Annotated in this window: 9 protein-coding genes; all 9 read left to right on the top strand. The window is 43.8% G+C overall.

Going from position 1 to position 18024, the window contains the following annotated elements:
- The 9 genes from GKS34_RS15040 (at nucleotide 1) to GKS34_RS15000 (ending at nucleotide 18005) form a co-directional block, all read left to right on the top strand.
- Nucleotides 1–2214: a metallophosphoesterase family protein gene (locus tag GKS34_RS15040; protein ID WP_163385808.1), complete on the top strand. Its 2214-nt coding sequence runs from the start codon at nucleotides 1–3 to the stop codon at nucleotides 2212–2214.
- Nucleotides 2211–4922 (top strand): family 78 glycoside hydrolase catalytic domain, encoded by a 2712-nt coding sequence (locus GKS34_RS15035; RefSeq protein ID WP_163385807.1) that lies wholly within the window; start codon nucleotides 2211–2213, stop codon nucleotides 4920–4922. Before GKS34_RS15040 ends, GKS34_RS15035 begins: the two co-directional genes overlap by 4 nt.
- Nucleotides 4923–5413: 491 nt before the next feature.
- On the top strand, nucleotides 5414–6022 hold the full coding sequence (locus GKS34_RS15030; protein ID WP_163385806.1) for an RNA polymerase sigma factor: 609 nt from the start codon (nucleotides 5414–5416) through the stop codon (nucleotides 6020–6022).
- A 770-nt stretch (nucleotides 6023–6792) separates the two neighbouring features.
- On the top strand, nucleotides 6793–7830 hold the full coding sequence (locus tag GKS34_RS15025; protein WP_163385805.1) for a FecR family protein: 1038 nt from the start codon (nucleotides 6793–6795) through the stop codon (nucleotides 7828–7830).
- Between the two features lie 149 nt (nucleotides 7831–7979).
- Nucleotides 7980–11345: a SusC/RagA family TonB-linked outer membrane protein gene (locus GKS34_RS15020; RefSeq protein ID WP_163385804.1), complete on the top strand. Its 3366-nt coding sequence runs from the start codon at nucleotides 7980–7982 to the stop codon at nucleotides 11343–11345.
- A 93-nt stretch (nucleotides 11346–11438) separates the two neighbouring features.
- Nucleotides 11439–12890, top strand: coding sequence for a RagB/SusD family nutrient uptake outer membrane protein (locus tag GKS34_RS15015; protein ID WP_163385803.1), 1452 nt, complete (start codon nucleotides 11439–11441; stop codon nucleotides 12888–12890).
- Between the two features lie 11 nt (nucleotides 12891–12901).
- Nucleotides 12902–14242 carry a sulfatase-like hydrolase/transferase gene (locus GKS34_RS15010; RefSeq protein WP_163385802.1) on the top strand — a complete coding sequence of 447 codons (1341 nt, stop codon included), beginning with the start codon at nucleotides 12902–12904 and terminating at the stop codon, nucleotides 14240–14242.
- A gap of 29 nt (nucleotides 14243–14271) precedes the next feature.
- A complete protein-coding gene (locus GKS34_RS15005) occupies nucleotides 14272–16221 on the top strand; it encodes an MBL fold metallo-hydrolase (protein ID WP_163385801.1) in 1950 nt (649 codons plus the stop codon).
- A gap of 224 nt (nucleotides 16222–16445) precedes the next feature.
- Complete coding sequence (locus tag GKS34_RS15000) at nucleotides 16446–18005, top strand: sulfatase family protein (protein WP_163385800.1); 1560 nt, start codon at nucleotides 16446–16448, stop codon at nucleotides 18003–18005.
- Nucleotides 18006–18024: the final 19 nt, after the last annotated feature.

Genomic DNA, 18024 nt, shown 5'->3' with positions numbered 1-18024 from the left:
ATGAAGCGTAGGAAATTTATTTCCAGAGTAGGAGCAGGTTCCTCTCTTTTTTTATTGGGATCGACCGCAGTGGAAAAGCAGAACCAAGGGCTTCCTCCCTTTCAGTATGCCCAACCTACTCGTTTTTCAGAAGTATTGAATCAGCAGGGGCAATTCCAGGTGCGCCTGGAGATTCGGACGGCATATCAGGTTGCTCCCAAAGAAGTCCGGTTGGAAGTAAGGGAACCAGGAGTTCAACTTAATAGGGTAAAAGCCTATCCCTTTGCAAACAAGCCGGGAAGGGTAGAGGAAGCTAATCGTAGCTATACGTTTGAAGTGGGAAAAGCGTTTCCTTTCGTGTTTGCCGTTTGGATCGATCGCCCGGAACCCATGACGAAGGTAGACCTGGCGCTGAATGGCAAACCGCTGACCTTTACACTAGGCGAATTGGTAGAGCAGCAGCAGCTTTCCTATCAGGAAGATGGGATTCAGCTGAGCTGTAATTACCTGTTGGATAAAGAAATTGGGGTTTTGGATCCAGCAAAATTAGGAATAGCAACGGGTCAGAAACAGTTTTCCTTTGTGATCCTAGCAGATCCACAGGGTGGAAATCCGGATACTCCCAAGGCACATCCAACACGAATGAAAATCCACAATGCCTTTATTTGGGACAGTATCAACCGTGTCAATGAGGTGACTCCCAAACCTGCCTTTTCGCTTATTTTAGGTGATATCGTAGACAACCAGGGAGAGGTAGCCCATTTTGAAGCCATGCACGATTACCTGAAAGGAATTCGTTCTCCGGTACTATACGCCATCGGCAATCACGAAACCCGCTATCAGGCACAGTTTACACCCGGCTACCGGATGGATGACTTCAACGCCTATTTCAGTGCCCAAAAGGCCATGAACGGGATGGAATGGCTGCTGTATAGTTTTGATCTGGGTGACTGGCATTTTATTGTCTGGCCGGATCCCTTGCGCGACAGTTTCTTTGAAAGCCATCCTCATTATTTTGACTGGCTGGAACAGGACCTGGAGAAAAACAAAGATAAACCCACCCTGTTTTTTCAACATGTCCCATCACATCCCATAGGAATTGATCCCCTAATCAATTATGCGGAATCGGTGGCGGTAAAGCGGTTAGTATTAGGTATTTTGGCTAAACACGGCAATGTTAAGTACGTTTTTAGCGGCCACGTACACATTCCCATTAAGGCCTCACTAAAAACCGCTACCCAGTACGAAGGAATGAGGATGATCAATTTACCCGCTGCCGGGTACCGGCCCCGGGCTTTTGGTGAGGAAGAGGTGCATGGAGGCCCTTCTCAGGGAACCTTGGTAGTGAATATCAACGGCACTGCCTGCAATGCCTACTTCAAAACCGTGATGGAGGAAGTCTATACCTACCCGGAGACTTTGCCGGAATTTAGTGAATCCAAATTCCCGCTATGGTTAAATTATAAGTGGCAACTGGAAACTACACCTGAAATCAGAAACGGGGATTTTTCTCAGGGGCTGGAATTTTGGAATACCCGATACGTTTACCCCGAAGATGAAAATCCTTCCAACCGGATGGAAGTACAGACATTTCAGGGATATCAGACATTATACCTGTTCTCCTCTAAAAGGAAATACCATATTCCAGGACAAGACCGGCTGCCTCAGACCATTAACCATCTGTGTCAAACCATAGATACGGGAGATAATCCTTTTCTGATCCAGTTAGACTACTGCCTGGACAAGGAAACCGCCAGGCCGACGGACCGTTGGGCAGGTGGTTTCGTTTGGTTGGAGGGTTTTCAGGGCAGTGTCAAACTGCTCAATCTGGCATATTGGGTCGGTAAGGGCAACAGTCAGTTATCAGATAGGTTTACAGATAGTGAGGAAGTTCCCTTGTTGCATTACGAATTGCCCGCCCCTGATGAGCGCTGGCAAGAGGCGCAACTAAACTGGCGGCAGGATTATGGGGGTCAGGGTCTGGACCTATCGCGATTGAACCGCTTGGTGATCAATTTGGGCACCTGGCATATCAATGACGGAAATAGCCCAGGCTTTGGTGTTTATTTTACCAATCTGAAACGGATCCGGGATTCGGGGGAATCGCAGGTAGCAGGAGATAAAATCAGGACCATGCCCGATGAAGCCATGTGGAGACTGAATAAATACGAGCCTTTTGTACATATTGCCGGAGAACACCGTTACGTCATGTCCACCCAAAGCCCGAATCAATGAAAAGCTGTTATTCCCTTCTTTTTATCGTTATTTCCGTATGTTTTTCCTGCAGCCCAAAACAAAATTTTAAAGTCCTTTCCCTCAAGACCAGCCATATCGATCGGCCATTGGGCTTGGAGGAAAGACCGGTATTTAGCTGGCAGATCCGGGCGTTAGCCGGTTTCAAACAACGTGCTTATCAACTTTTGCTAGCCTCTCACCCGGATAAATTGGAACCTGGGAAAGCGGATATCTGGGACTCGGGGAAGGTTTCCTCCAGTCAGTCCCAGGGAGTAAACTACCCCGGGAAAATGCCAGAGGACGGCCAAAGAGTTTACTGGAGGGTGATCGTTTGGGACCAGGATAACCAGCCTGCTTCCAGCAAAGGCACCTGGTTTGAAATGGGATTGACCCAATCTTCAAGCTGGAAATCCTCGTGGATTTCTTCCGTACCGGAGGTGGATACCGTTCCTCCCTTGCTACCCGCACCTTATTTTCGCAAAACGTTTCAAATTACCGAAGAAATTCAGCAGGCAAGACTTTATATATCCGGGTTGGGGTATCATCAGGTGCACCTCAATGGTAAGAAAGTAGGGGATCATGAATTGGATCCGGCCCTAACACGCTACGATAAGCGCGTAAAGTACGTAGTACACGATGTAACGGATATGCTGATGCCCGGAGACAATGCCATCGGGATTGTGTTGGGAAATGGCTGGTACAACCAGCACACCCGTGAAGCCTGGGATTTTGATAAGGCACCCTGGAGAGCTTCACCGGCTGTAAAGGCCCAGCTAATGATCGTAGACCAGCAGGGTAAGGAACAACTAATAAAGACCGACGCAACCTGGAAGGTTACCCAATCCGGACCCATCATTTTTGATGGGGTGCATAATGGAGAGACCTATGATGCCCGAAAAGAATTGGGCAACTGGTCCGAAGCAGCTTATGAGGACGAATCCTGGCAAGCGGCGATACCCATCGAAGGACCCCAGGGCAAATTATCCGCTCAGGTGATGCCGCCCATTCGGGTTACGGACAAGCTGGAACCGAAAACTAGTTGGGACGTAAACGACAGCACGGTAATGCTGGATTTTGGCCAAAACCTTACCGGTTGGGCCAATATCCGGGTAAAAGGACCGGCAGGGTCGCGCGTGAAAATGCGGTATGGCGAACGAATTTATCCTGACAGCACCCTGGATGTGGAGGAACTCAGCCGCTTTATCTGGACCGGAGATACCCAGACCGACAGGTACTACCTGAAAGGTGAAGGGGAAGAATCCTGGCATCCCTTTTTTACCTATCAGGGGTTTCAGTATTTAGAAGTAACAATAAGTGATCCCGAGGTGGAATTATTGGATATACAGGCCGATGTGGTCCACACGGATCTTACTGAAAGGGGTTATTTCAGAAGTTCGAATGACATGTTCAATCAGCTTCAGGATAATTTTCGCTGGTCTTTTTTGGGGAATTACCATGGTTATCCGACGGATTGCCCACACCGGGAGAAGATGGGATGGACAGGCGATGCGCTGTTGGTAGCCGAAACGGGACTGTATAATTTTGACCTGACCCGGGCTTACCTGAAGTGGTTGGATGACTTTGTGGACGAGCAACGCGAGACCGGCGATCTGCCTGGAATTATCCCCACAAGCGGCTGGGGCTATACCTATAACCAGAGTGAAGATCCGGAACGCGGCTACGGTCCGCAGTGGGAAGGGGCTTTCCTGGAAGTCCCCTGGCAGGTATTCCGGTTTACAGGAGACACTTCCATAATGCAGAAATACTATCCTGCCCTAAAAAAATACGTGAATTACCTGGAGTCAAATGCGAACGGCTATTTACTGAATTTTGGTATTGATGACCACAAGCAGTTGGAAAACAAGACTCAGGGTCCCTTTTTGGCTTCTGCGTTTTTTTATTATTTCAGCGACATGCTTTCCGGAATGGCTGAGGTATTGGGAAATGAAACGGATAGCTCCACCTACATGCAATTAGCTGAGTCCATTCGCGAGGCCTTTCATCACCGGTACTACGATACAGAAACCGGCACCTACGATCACGGCGGGCAGACTTCGCAAGCCATTCCATTATTTACCGGTATGGTGTCCAGTTCGGAAGAAGAGCGGGTATTGGCAGGTTTGTTGGATGTCATTGAGTTAAAAAAGGGTCACATCGATGCCGGAGTGGTGGGTACCAAAGCAGTATTGCAGGTGCTGATGAAGTTTGGGGAGGATGAAGTGCTTTACGGGATGGTTAACAAGCGCTCCTTTCCGGGATGGGGATACTGGGTAGATGAACTCGGAGCGAATACCTTGTTTCAAAATTGGGATGGCAGCCAGTCCAGAAACCACATCATGTTTGGAACAGTAGTAGATTATTTTTTCAAGGGGCTTGCCGGCATTCGACCGTTGGAAGCGTATCCCGGATTCGAGCGTTTTTTGATCCAGCCGCTTACAGACAATGAGTTGGAATGGGTGGAGGCTGGTCATGAATCGCCCTACGGGATGATCAGATCCCATTGGAAAAAGCAAGGGAAACGTATTTCATTGGAACTGGAGGTACCTGCCAATTCCGAGGCAGAGGTACGGTTGCCGGAGGGAGTAGGAAGCGATCTACTATTAAATGGAAAGCAGGTACCCGCTGCAGATCTAATCCGTAATACCGATAGATCAGGACCTTACGCCCGGCTACTTGTGGGTAGTGGCAGGCATGTGCTGGAGTTTTGATGAGCCGTCAGGGGTGGAGCAACAGGTTTTGTAGAAGGAGCGATGGCTGGGATAGCTGGTTCATTATTATATTCATGTTGGAGACTTTGAAATGATGAAAACAATAAGTGGAAAGAACATGTTATATCCCTTATTATAGGATTATTGGGTGCTTTTACTTTAATGAAAGTTAATCCATTGGGATCTATGGACCCGACAAGTTTTGGTTTTTATTGGGCCCTATTTACGGGATTATGTGTTTCTTTTTCCGTTGCCTGGACCGTAAAGAAATTCCAGAAAAGGCCTGAAGAATAGAATTGCTGTAATACAATACTAAAAGTTGACGATCGCTTTTCGGAAGGTCATTTCCGGAAAGTGATCGTTATATGTTAACTATAACCATGTTCAGATTGTGTAACTATAATATAAAAATAAGCTATATTCGTTGGTATTAATTAGGAAATGCCTTATTAATTGGTAAATTTATCCGGTAATTACCAATAAACCCTATCATGCCTCGCTCTCATTTCAACGTTTCGAAGCAGTTCCCTGCTGAAAGAAACAAAACCCGGTCTGCGGATAAAATTCCGGATGCAACACTTTGGGATCAATTCAGGAAAGGCAGCGATGCAGCCTTTATTGAGATTTACGAGCAGTATTTTGATAGGCTTTTTGCCTATGGCATGCGATTGACTGGGGATGAGTCCCTTACCAAAGACGGAATTCAGGAAGTGTTTTTCGATTTGAGAAATCTCCGCACGAAGTTGGGGTCTACGGATCATATCCGGTTTTATTTGCTGAAATGCCTGAAACGAAAGCTGTTCCGGCAGCATTCCGGATGGGAGAAACGTCGGGCTGATTTGTCGGAGAAGGACGGATTTGGGTTTGAATTGTCCCATGAGCAGATCCTGATAGATCGGCAACTGGACGGGGAACGGATCGAGCAACTCAACCGGGCGATTGCTGTCTTAAGTCCAAGAAAGAAGGAAATCATCTATTATTTTTTTTATGAGGGCCTTTCCTATGCCGAGATCCGGGAATTGATGGGAATGGACAGCGATCATTCCACCCGAAACCTGATGTACAAAGCATTGGCTTTTTTGCGAAAAACCCTGCGGTAATCGTCCTTCCTAAGGTCCATAAAAACGATTCCTATAACTGAAAAACCCGTTTAGGTTAGCTTCACAATTCTTTTTGTCACGAAGGACTAAATGAACCACAAAGCGCACAGAGGCTTATTTTAAAATGCTTCCTGTCCTTTGTGCATCCTTCGTGTGCTTTGTGTCAAATAACCTCGGAATACGATGCGTTATTCTTTGCCACAGAGGACTAAGTTTTTAAATTTACCTTACTCGTCATTGCGAGCGCAGCGCAGCAATCTGATTCGAAGCGAAATCGCAAATCCTCCGTAGAAAGCAAATAGAAAACGACCAACGCAAACGTACACCGACAGACTGCCGCGGGTGCAGGAGCGGATACCGCCATACGATTGAATCAGATCTGCACCCTACCATTGACATATTACTTAAAGTCTAATCATTTATTGGTTAAGTGCTATTTTTTTAAACAATTCTTAGTTTATCATTTTACCGATTTAAATGTCATTACCTTTCTGTAAATGCCAATTTTAAATACTCGCAGTGACGAGACATTATCACATCACCACATCATCTCTTCGTCCTTAAGTCTCTCAGTCTCCCTCTCTCTTAGTCCCTCAGTCACTAGGTTCCTCAGTCTGTTAGTCTTTCAGTCCCTAAGTCTCTATTTCCAATATTTTTGGAATGCGGCAGGACATTTTTTTATGCTGACGATATTTATTAAAAAAAGTAAATTTTTTAGGTGTTGTTTTGGTGACTTCCTGTATTTACAGTAAAGAAGGAACTAATACGGCATGAAAACCAAAGAGGATTTTTTGACTGATCCGGAATTTGTCGACTGGGTGAAGCAGCCGAACGAGCAGCTAGATGCCTATTGGTCCAAATGGATGGCAGCAAATCCCGAACATGTGGGGGAATTAAAGGAGGCAAGGGAAATCCTGCTCCGTGTTCGCTATTCGGAGCACAAAGCGCCCAAAGGAGCCCGGGAGGATATCCTTCAGGGTTTGCTTCGGGAACCGAAGCAGCAAGCGACGATAAAAAAAAACACTTTGGAAAGGCAGCCAATTCCCGGTTGGAAACGAATAGGGCAATTTCACCGCATTTCGGCCATACTGCTCCTGTCTTTTGGATTGGGTTGGTGGCTATCGCCAATGCCCACCGAAACCGCGCCAGGGGCAGGGGCTAATGAAACCGTTTGGATCGAAAAGACCACCCAACCGGGAGAAAAACTGCAGTTGACTTTGGGAGACGGTAGCAGGATTTGGCTGAACGCCAATAGTCGCCTTTTCTTTCCAGAGCGATTTGACTCCCTGGAGCGAAATGTAAGACTGGTAGGTGAGGCCTATTTTGAGGTGGTGAAAGACAGCTTAAGGCCATTTCATGTAGAAACCAATAGTTTGTTGACCACTGTATTGGGTACGACTTTCAATATCCGCAACCTGGAGGGGTACAACATTGACATTTCCCTGGTTTCCGGTTCGGTGAAAGTAACAGAAAAAGCACTGACCGATACGGTATGGTTGGAGCCGGGCGAGTCCCTGCATCACGATGGACGGACGGGAAGAAACAAAGTAAGTAATTTCGATTCGAATGTGGTGCTTGCCTGGAAGGAAGGCTGGATCCGATTTGACCGGGCCTCACTGGAAGAGGTGATCCAAACGTTGGAAAACGGGTACGGGGTGGAGATAGAGGTGCAAGGTACCGAGCCCGCATCTTGGCAGTTTTCGGGGGAGTACAAGGAACAGAGCCTAAAAGATGTATTGCGTAGTATGGCGTATATAAAGGGCTTTCAATTCAATATAGAGGAAAAAGTTGTTCATATAAAATTGTAAACGTATGGTATTGATACACGCTCCATAAAAAAAACCGGCTGGTAAAAACCAACCGGCTAAGGGCTGGTCTGATGATGGTGTACATTGGGGAATGGGGCCATCAAGAGACCAGGCTTATTGAAATCAATTTCCAATAAACACTCAAAATTATGAAAAATAAATTACTAACGGCAATCCTCATGTTGTCCAAAGGCTTTCTATATGGCTTAATATTACAAATGTTGCTGGTCAATTTTGTCAGTATAATGCAGGCAAAAGGCCAATACAAGCGCATAGAAGAGGTAAATATCAATTTGTCGGCCCAGGCACTGAGTGTCCGGCAATTTTTTAAAGAAGTAGAAAGGAACACTCCTTTTAAGTTTGCCTACGAGAACCAGGGGTTGGATAAATCCCAAATCATCCAATTTAAGAACGAAACTGGAACGGTTGAAGACCGGCTAAAAGATGCCGGTCAACAGTTAAGCCTGAGTTTTCGGCAGATGAACCACACCATTGATGTGGTTTCCAACGGCCAACCTGAGGTGCAGGCAATGGTAGATAGGGACTGGATACCCGTCACCGGAACGGTTACCGATGAAAACGGCGAGCCAATTCCCGGGGCCACGGTATTGGTAGAAGGCACCACTACGGGAACGGCCACGGACATCGATGGCAAATTCAGCCTGGAAGCAGAGGAAGGGGCGGTATTGCTGATTTCCTTTATCGGGTACCAATCCCAGCGCATTACGGTGGGGAACCAAACGGATTTTTCCATCACCCTTCTGGAGGATCAATCGTCTCTGGAAGAAGTAGTGGTGGTAGGCTATGGAACGCAGAAAAAAGCTGATATTACTGGTTCTGTCGCCTCGGTATCAGAAGACCTTCTGCAATCCAGACCTGTGGCCAATTTTGAGGATGCATTGCAAGGACGGGCAAGTGGGGTCCAGGTAAGACAAACTGGGGGCGATCTCAATGGAAAATTTTCCATTAACATAAGAGGGATAGGTTCTGTAACAGGCAGTAATGATCCTTTAATCGTTGTAGATGGTGTACCGCTTTTCAGTTCGGATTTTTCAACAATAAATCCAAAAGACATTACGGCCATAGATATTCTAAAAGATGCTTCTGCAACGGCAATATATGGAGCAAGGGCTGCCAATGGGGTCGTCATAATAACGACCAAAAAGGGACAGGCAGGAAAAACTCAATTCACCTTCAATGCGGATATTGGTGTAGAAGAAATCACTCGTAGGTTTGATGTAATGAGTTCACAAGAGCAAAGGGCATTGTTTGTAGAAGCTTTTAAAAATTCAAACCGGAATATTTCCGTATACGATGATCCCAATCATCCTTCCTGGCAAGTAGATAACGACTGGCAGGAACTGGGAACTCAGACAGGGGTTAGGCAAAATTACAATCTCGGTTTTAGCGGAGGATCTGAAAAAACTCAATTCTCCGGATCCGTTTCTTACCTGGACAGAAAAGGTACGCTTATTAATTCTGATTTAAAAACCTGGTTTTTAAGATTGAATGTAAGTTCTGAAATCAACAAATGGCTTAAAGTTTCTACCAATATGACTGGTAGTCATCAGATACAAAATGTTCAGAACAACGACAATTGGGGTTCAACGGGGTACAGAAGTTTGGCTTTTCAACATTCCTATACACCAGCTTATGACGATAATGGTAATTTGACCGCCATCAATACTACCGCTGCTCCTTATTTTGGTGCGAATGATAATCCTTTGATTGATCTTCTGTTGCCTACCCGTGAAGAGGATGTAACCCGGTTGATGGGAAACACCAAGTTTGATTTCAAGCCCATGAATGATTTAACCATTTCTGCCAATATTGGCGGGGATGTCATATTAGGCAGTGGTTATACATACATGCCGGTTTATCAAATTGGGAGATTTACCCGTCCGGAAGGAAGCGTAACTGTGCCCAACAGGCAGGAAATCAATTGGGTTTCAGATGTAACTGTCAATTATGAGAAAAGGATAGATAATCATGATTTCAAACTATTGGCTGGGTTTTCTGCCCAGCAGTTTATTTTTAATAATAGTTCAATAACTGGTTCAGGAACGGTCAATAATTCCTTAAATCAACTCTCCAACCAGATTAATTTCAATGGCGGCGGATCCAAGGTAAGTTCAGGCCTAATATCTTCGTTTTTTAGGGCAAACTATTCCTATAATGAAAAATTACTATTGACAGGAACAGTTAGGAGGGATGGTTCCTCTAAATTTGGTCCTTCCACAAGGTTTGGTGTATTCCCAAGCGGATCTATTGCATGGAGGTTATCCGAAGAGGAATTTTTAAAATCTTCTAATTTTATTGATGATCTTAAAATAAGAACCAGTTATGGACTTACAGGTAATCAGGAAATTGGAAACTTTGCGTTCCTTACCCGGGCTGCATCCACTCCCTATGTATTTGGAAACAGTTTGGTCATCGGAAATTCTCCACAGAATATTGGTAATCCATTTTTACAATGGGAAAGTACCAAACAATTTGATGCAGGAATTGACATTTCCATCTTGGAGGGCAGGATTTATGCTACTACGGATTATTATAACCGGGTTTCTCAGGATTTATTGGTATCCACCCCTATTCCATTAACGGCAGGGGTTGCACAGGACCCTGTTGTTAACTTGGGCTCGGTTTTGAATTCAGGGTTCGAGTTTTCTGTCAATTCGAGAAACACAGTTGGAGAAATGGCTTGGAGCACCAATTTCAACGTCTCTTTTAATAAAAATGAGGTATTAGATATTGGCACTAATTCTATTGGAGAATCACTGGAAATTCCGGGTCAAAATATACCCCTTTCTAACCAACCTGCCAATTTATCCAGAGCAGGGCATCCGGTTGGGGCCTTTTACATGTGGCAATATGATGGGGTCTGGCAATTGGGAGAAGAAGATGAGGCGCAAAGCTGGTCTGGTGCAGTACCTGGTGACCCCAGGTACAAGGACAATAACGAAAATGGAGTATTCGATGCAGGGGATAAAACCTTTGTGGGTAATCCCCATCCAAAATATTTTGGAGGAATTGATAACTCTTTCAATTATAAGAATTTTAATCTTTCGGTGTTTTTTGATTTTGCTGGCGGATACCAGGTTTATAATACAGCAAGAAACCTGTTGGCCAGGGGAGTGCCTTTTGTTCAGAATTTTGCCGAGGTAAATGGTTTCTGGACACCAGAAAACCCGAGTAGCACAATTCCCAGGCCTTCACAAGGAGGTAATACCACGACCCTGGTGACCATGGTGTCGGATCGGTTTTTGGAAACTGGAGATTTTATCCGGTTGAAAAACCTTAGTTTATCCTATAATTTTCCCATGGAATGGTTTGTTGGAAAATCCATTCAAAGCACCAAATTAACGTTGACAGGTACCAATTTATTAATGTTCACCAATTATACCGGACTGGATCCAGAGGCTTCCAGCAGGACTAGTTTGTTATCTTCGGGAATAGATTATACTCCTTATCCACAAACCAGATTGGTATCCTTGTCCGCCCAGATGACCTTCTAAATTTTTTAATTTTTCATAAAAATAGAAATTAAAAATACGATGAAAAACAATAAATTTCTCAAAAATATAGGAATAGTATTAACTGCTTTAACGATGAGCTGCGAATCTATTCTGGAACCCGCACCCGAGGGCCTTGTTCCAATGGCCGACCTATTTACCACCGAAAGTAATATCATTACCGCAGTGAATGGAGTTTATCAGCCTTTAAATCCTTTGTACCAAAACGTTATGTTTCAACTTACTGATCTGGCTAGTGATGATGGATGGACTTGGAGAAAGGAAACTGAGCCGGATATCTTTAACGTAGATCCAACATTAGGCTATATTGAGACAACCTGGAGTTTGCACTATACGGGAATTACTCGAGCCAATACTGTCCTGGATAATATATCCAGGGTAGAGGATTTTTCAGGTCCGGTCATGGAAAAAGCAGTAGAAGGCCAGGTTAAATTCATGAGGGCCTTGTATTATTTTAATTTGGTCAGGTTATTTGGGGAGGTACCCTTAATTATCAACGAGATCCAAACAAGGGAGGACGCTGAATTGCCCCGGGAAAGCTTATTGACCCTTTATACTCAAATAAAGTCTGATTTAAGTGATGCAATCAGCCTTTTACCAGAAAATTATACCGGTGGTATTGGAATGGAACACGGCAGGCCAACCGTACATTCGGCGAGAGCCCTTCTTTCTGCCGTACATTTGGAATTGGAAGAGTGGAATGAAGCATCACAGGTTACCAGCAGCCTTATTGGTGCTGGTACCTTGTTAGAGAATTATGCGGATAATTTCAATGGATCGCAGGAAAATAGCGAAGCTTCTTTTTTTGAGGTCCAGTATGGTGGGGTAATCGGGCAGACCACTACTTCCAAAAGTGTGGCCTTTGCTCCACCTGATTTTCTCAGTGGATTGGCTTTCCTTTTACCAACTGATGATAATTTGAATGGAGAAGGGGGAGGATTGTCCTCGGGAAACGGCATCATGCAGTTATTCGAAGTTGGGGATATGCGCAGAGATGTAATCGTTGACGATTATGGTTTGGCTAATTTTATAGATCCTTCCATGCCGGATGGAAGCCTCAATTATATCAATAAGTATTACAATACGGAAGATCCCAGATCCTTGAGTACCTGGAATTTTCCTTTGATCAGGTATGCCGAAGTTTTATTAAATCGAGCTGAGGCTTTGAATGAAATAGGTTACCAGTCTGATGGAGAGGCTTTTGAGCTGCTTAATGAAATCAGGATCAATGCTGGTCTTCCCGCTCTCAGTGGCGTTGACCTTCCCAATCAAGAGGCCTTTAGGGATAGATTGAGGGATGAAAGAAGAATAGAGCTCGCCTTCGAGACCAAAAGGTATTTTGATTTGAACCGATATGGGATTCTTAGCGAAGTCATTCAAAACCAGATGGGATTTACTGGACTTAATTTTCCTCAACAGCGCTTGGTGGACCATCCAATTACAGGAAAGGAATATTTTCTTTACCCGCTTCCTTCTATAGAATTTGTTAATAATGCCCAACTGGGTGAACAAAACCCGGGATATTAATCACAGGTAATATGAAAAAACTCATTTATGTGACGGGGCTTTTGGCATTATTGGGTTGGGGATGCAATTCCCAGCCCAATAATACGGTATATACCAACGCTGGAAGTACCCCACCCAACGTGGTGCTTATTATGGCCGATGATATGGGATACAATGACCTGGGCTGTTATGGCAATGCTACGATAAAAACCCCAAATATTGACCGCTTGGCTGCTTTGGGGATGAGGCTTACCGATTATCATACCAATGGGGTGGTATGCAGTCCCACCCGGGCCGCACTTTTAACTGGCCTTTACCCTCAGGAAGCTGGAGTAGAAGGAGTTGTAACTGCCAAAAGTCATAGGGCCAGCGGTATGTCTCCAAGTAAATTTACTTTGGCGGAGTATTTAAAAGAATCTGGTCATACCACAGCATTATTTGGAAAATGGCATTTGGGTTATCAGCCAGAATTTGGACCAAATGTACAAGGCTTTGACCAGTTTAAGGGATTTGTAAGTGGGAATGTGGATTATTTCAGCCACATCGACCAGGAGGGATTCGAGGATTGGTGGAACAATAACCAGATTCAAAACGAAGCTGGTTATTTGACTGACCTGATTTCCAAAAATGCCATTGAGTTTCTGGAGAAAAAGGAAGACGACAAACCCTTTTTCTTGTATTTGGCCCATGGAGCTCCCCATTATCCTTATCAGGGACCCAATGATACGGCAGATAGAACCGTTGGCGGGAGTTTTCCAATACAAGGTAGCCGTGAAGATAAAAAGAAAGCTTACAAGGAGATGATAGAATCACTAGATAAGAATGTGGGAAAGGTAATTGACTACCTGGATAAGAATAAGCTTACAGATAATACCCTTGTTATTTTCTGTTCAGACAATGGAGGTACCAGAAATGTGGGCTCAAATGCCCCTTTAAGCGGGCATAAAGGTCAGGTGTACGAGGGAGGGCATAGGGTGCCAGCCATTTTCTATTGGAAGGATAAGATACAACCCGGGGTCTCCGAGGAATTGGTATTGTCAATGGATTTATTCCCCACCATAGCCAGCTTACTGGATTTAGAGGTACCAAAGGATTTGTCTGGCAAGGATTTGTCTGTGATTTTTGATCAAACAAAGGCTGATAAAAATATTGAGGAGCGGACTGTATTCTGGAGATTTAAAAATCAGGGTGCCGCTCGAAAAGGCAATTGGAAACTGTTGAAAATAGATGGAGAGGCGAAACTATATAATCTTTCAACAGATATAAAGGAAACAGCTGATGTAAAAGAAGAATTTCCAGATGTATTTCAAGAATTAAATAGAGCCTATGAAGAATGGGAGTTCGGTTTAAAGGAAGAGACGATCCTGACCTGATCCCTTTAATTTTGAAATCGCCTCTGAGAATGAAAAAAGCCATATTATTTCATTTATCAATAATATTTCTTTTCCGTGCTTTTCTACCAGGATTGAAAGCTCAAAATTACCATAATGCGCAGTTAGTAGGAAAGTTTGAGCAATTGGATGCCCATATTTACCTCTGGAGGGATGTCAGTAATGTGTATGTTATAAAAGATAAGAAAACGGCTATATTGATTGATCTGGGAAATGGATCTGTACTCAATCATCTAAAAGAAATTGGGATAGAAAAGGTAGAATGGGTATTGTTTACGCATCATCATAGAGAACAAAGCCAGGGATATCCCCTTTTGTTAAATTGGAATGCGAAGATTGCGGTACCTGAAGAAGAGCGGCTGCTATTTGAAGAGCCGGCTTCCTTTAGAAAGATGAATCCTTCAAACGGTGATACCTATTCGGTTGTGGGATCCAGTTATGTTCGTCCCGCTTTGTTTCCTATCAAAGTGGATCATGCATTTGCAAAAATGGATACATTTAAATGGCGTGATTTTGAGTTTCGTTGTATGGAAACCAAAGGGAACAGCCCAGGGTCAATGTCCTATTTTTTGAATACAGACAAAGGGTGGAATGTATTCATCGGGGACCTGATGATGGACGGTGGAAAAATGCATAACTTTTTTGATACCGATTGGGATTATGGGTTTGCGTCGGGAATATACGAGCTGCACAATTCGGCGGCCATGGTCAGGCAATTTAATCCAAATATGTTGCTTCCTTCTCATGGTGGTATTATTAATGATCCGGTAAATCAATTAGAATCCTATCAAACGAAATTAGCCAATTTGGCAGATTTATTGGTTCAGGGGTATCCTTTATTTACATATGCAGCATCCATTGAAGATGAAGTATCTACACCTACAGCAATTCCTTTTGTGAATCAAATTTCTCCACACCTTTTTAAGTTTAAAGGTCATTCCGGATTTTTCCCGAATTTCAGCATCATCATCGCAGACAGTGGCCATGCTTTAGTAATAGACTGCGGACTTGTGGAGGAAACCTTTCTAGAGGAAGCACTTGACCAGATGAAAACCCATTTGGGATTGAGAAAAATCGATGCAGTATTAATTTCCCACATGCATGGCGATCATTTCCTTCAGGTTCCCTTTTTAAAGGAAAGGTATGGCGCTGAGGTTTGGGCATTGGACAGGATGGTTCCACAAATAGAAAGACCTCTTGATTTCAATTATTCCGCCATGATCCCAGGCTATAATAAAGAATTTAGCTCATTGGAAATTGACCGGGTATTCACAGAAGGTGAACAATTCCACTGGGAGGGTTTTGACTTTACCGTGGATTGGATGCCGGGTCAAACTGAATTCGCCATGTGCCTGCAAGGTATGATTGATGGCAAACTTGTGGCTTTCACCGGTGACAATATCCGTCCTGCCCCAAATAACAGCGGGAATCCTGCCGTGGTGGCCCATAACAGTACTGTATTAGAAGAAGGATATATTCATGGAGCAGAATATTTAGCAAAACTTAATCCCGACCGTATTGTTGGGGGGCATTCGGTGGTAATCGATCATCCCCGGGATTTAATAGAGAGATACCGAAAATGGTCCTATGAGTTACGTGAAGCTTTTCAAAGCCTGAGTACTTTCCCCGATTATAGGTTTTGGTTTGACCCTTTTTGGGTGAAAACTGAACCATACAGGAAAAGACTGACCAAAGGAAAACCAGGAAAAGTAAATGTGGTCATCCGAAATTTCGTGGAGCATGACCAAATCTATAAGGTGCACATCAGGACACCAAAAGGAATCATTTCAGATCCTGAAGTAATTGAGGTAAAAATATCCGCCCCGGAAAAAAAATCTTTTCCGGTTGAACTTGAGGCAGCGGAAGCAGCTGAAACCGGAGTCGGAATAATAAGTTTTGATCTCACCTTAAACGGGGAGCTGATTGGAGAGTGGTTTGATTCCATCATTTATGTTGAATGATATCCACCATTAACAAAAGTCTTTATATCGGGAAAAATTTAACCCTGATAGTTAAATAAGTATAAAAAAAAAATCAATGTTTCCGTTCCCGTTTATTTGGGTTTTGTTTATGGATCATGTGTCCCATTAAAATCAAAAAAATCTAATTAATTGGATTTCCTGCAATCGCAAAGGAAATAACTGGAAAATTAAAAACAACAATCTTTAAACTAAATTAATCAACTATGCATATAATAGAAAAACCCAAAATTTTGTTTTTATTTGTTTTATTGGTTGTTACTTTTCAGATCCGTGCCCAAACTTCCAATTCGACAGATCATCCCAATATTGTATACATATTAGCCGATGATTTGGGAATTGGGGATGTTTCTGGCTATAATCCTGATTCAAAAATCCATACAACAAACATTGACCGGTTGATTAATGGTGGATTGAAATTTACCGATGCCCACACCAGTTCTGCGGTATGTACTCCGACTCGGTATGGTATCCTCACCGGAAGGTACAATTGGCGGTCCACCTTAAAAAGTGGTGTGCTAGGTGGATATTCCAAAGCCCTCATACCCAATGATCGATTAACGGTGGGTAAGTTACTTCAGGAGAATGGATACCATACCGCTTTTGTAGGTAAATGGCATCTGGGATGGGATTGGACATTTGAAGAAAATACCCCCAATATCGACAACCTGGGCAATAACTTTAAAATTGATTATTCACAGCCGATAAAGAATGGACCCAAAGACATGGGGTTTACTTATTCCTATGGATTTAGTGGATCCTTGGATATGCCGCCCTATGTATATGTGGAGGACAATCAGATTACCGCTGTTCCGGATAGGGTAACTGTCAATGTAGATGATAAAGGGTTTTGGAGAGAAGGCCCAACTGGAAGTAATTTTGATCATGTCCAGGTATTGCCCCACCTGACCCGTAAAGTGGTGGATTATATCCATGCTCAGTCCAATACAGAAGAACCCTTTTTTCTGTATTTTGCCCTTCCTGCCCCACATACTCCGATTTTGCCCACCACTGAGTTCATGGGAAAAAGTAATACCAATATGTATGGAGATTTTATGTTGCAGGTAGATGATGTTGTAGGACAGGTATTGCAAGCGTTAGCGGATAATAGAAAACTAGAGAATACAATTGTTATTTTCACAAGTGACAACGGATGTTCGCCTAAAGCCAGTTTCCCGGAACTCGAAAGCGTTAATCATGACCCCAGTTATATCTATCGCGGTCATAAAGCCGACATCTACGAAGGAGGACACCGGGTTCCTTTTATTGTTCATTGGCCTGAAAAAACACAAAAAGCCCAAACCAAATCCACCACCATATGTACCACCGATTTGATGGCTACAGTTGCAGAACTTGTTAATTACAAATTACCAGACCAGGCAGGAGAAGACAGTTTTAGTTTTTTACCACTATTGACCAGTACTGATGAACCTGAACCATTGAGAGAAGCAACTGTACATCATTCTATAGATGGGAGTTTTGCTATCAGAAAAGAGGAATGGAAACTGATACTTTGTCCCGGGTCGGGAGGTTGGAGCTTTCCAAGAACCCCTGAAGAATTAGAAGGGTTGCCAGCCATGCAGCTGTATAATCTTGACAGTGATCCTGGAGAAGAGCAGAATTTAATCGGTAACTACCCTGGCAAAGTGGAGGAATTGAAGTCCCTTCTTACCGCTTATATACAAAAGGGAAGAAGCACTCCGGGGGCACCGCAGAAAAATGATGGACCGGAAATCTGGAAGCAACTCCATTGGATGACGGATTGATCTGATTGGAAAGAAATTA

Origin of the sequence: Cyclobacterium jeungdonense (genome assembly GCF_010994275.1) — a bacterium.
Classification (GTDB): Bacteria; Bacteroidota; Bacteroidia; order Cytophagales; family Cyclobacteriaceae; genus Cyclobacterium; species Cyclobacterium jeungdonense.
Note: the sequence above shows the minus strand (reverse complement) of the source record. Positions and strands in the feature narration are given on the sequence as shown.

What these genes read in the sequence shown, in the direction of transcription:
- GKS34_RS15040 (WP_163385808.1), top strand. Translation starts at nt 1, where the DNA reads ATGAAGCGTAGGAAATTTATTTCCAGAGTAGGAGCAGGTTCCTCTCTT.
- GKS34_RS15035 (WP_163385807.1), top strand. Translation starts at nt 2,211, where the DNA reads ATGAAAAGCTGTTATTCCCTTCTTTTTATCGTTATTTCCGTATGTTTT.
- GKS34_RS15030 (WP_163385806.1), top strand. Translation starts at nt 5,414, where the DNA reads ATGCCTCGCTCTCATTTCAACGTTTCGAAGCAGTTCCCTGCTGAAAGA.
- GKS34_RS15025 (WP_163385805.1), top strand. Translation starts at nt 6,793, where the DNA reads ATGAAAACCAAAGAGGATTTTTTGACTGATCCGGAATTTGTCGACTGG.
- GKS34_RS15020 (WP_163385804.1), top strand. Translation starts at nt 7,980, where the DNA reads ATGAAAAATAAATTACTAACGGCAATCCTCATGTTGTCCAAAGGCTTT.
- GKS34_RS15015 (WP_163385803.1), top strand. Translation starts at nt 11,439, where the DNA reads ATGAGCTGCGAATCTATTCTGGAACCCGCACCCGAGGGCCTTGTTCCA.
- GKS34_RS15010 (WP_163385802.1), top strand. Translation starts at nt 12,902, where the DNA reads ATGAAAAAACTCATTTATGTGACGGGGCTTTTGGCATTATTGGGTTGG.
- GKS34_RS15005 (WP_163385801.1), top strand. Translation starts at nt 14,272, where the DNA reads ATGAAAAAAGCCATATTATTTCATTTATCAATAATATTTCTTTTCCGT.
- GKS34_RS15000 (WP_163385800.1), top strand. Translation starts at nt 16,446, where the DNA reads ATGCATATAATAGAAAAACCCAAAATTTTGTTTTTATTTGTTTTATTG.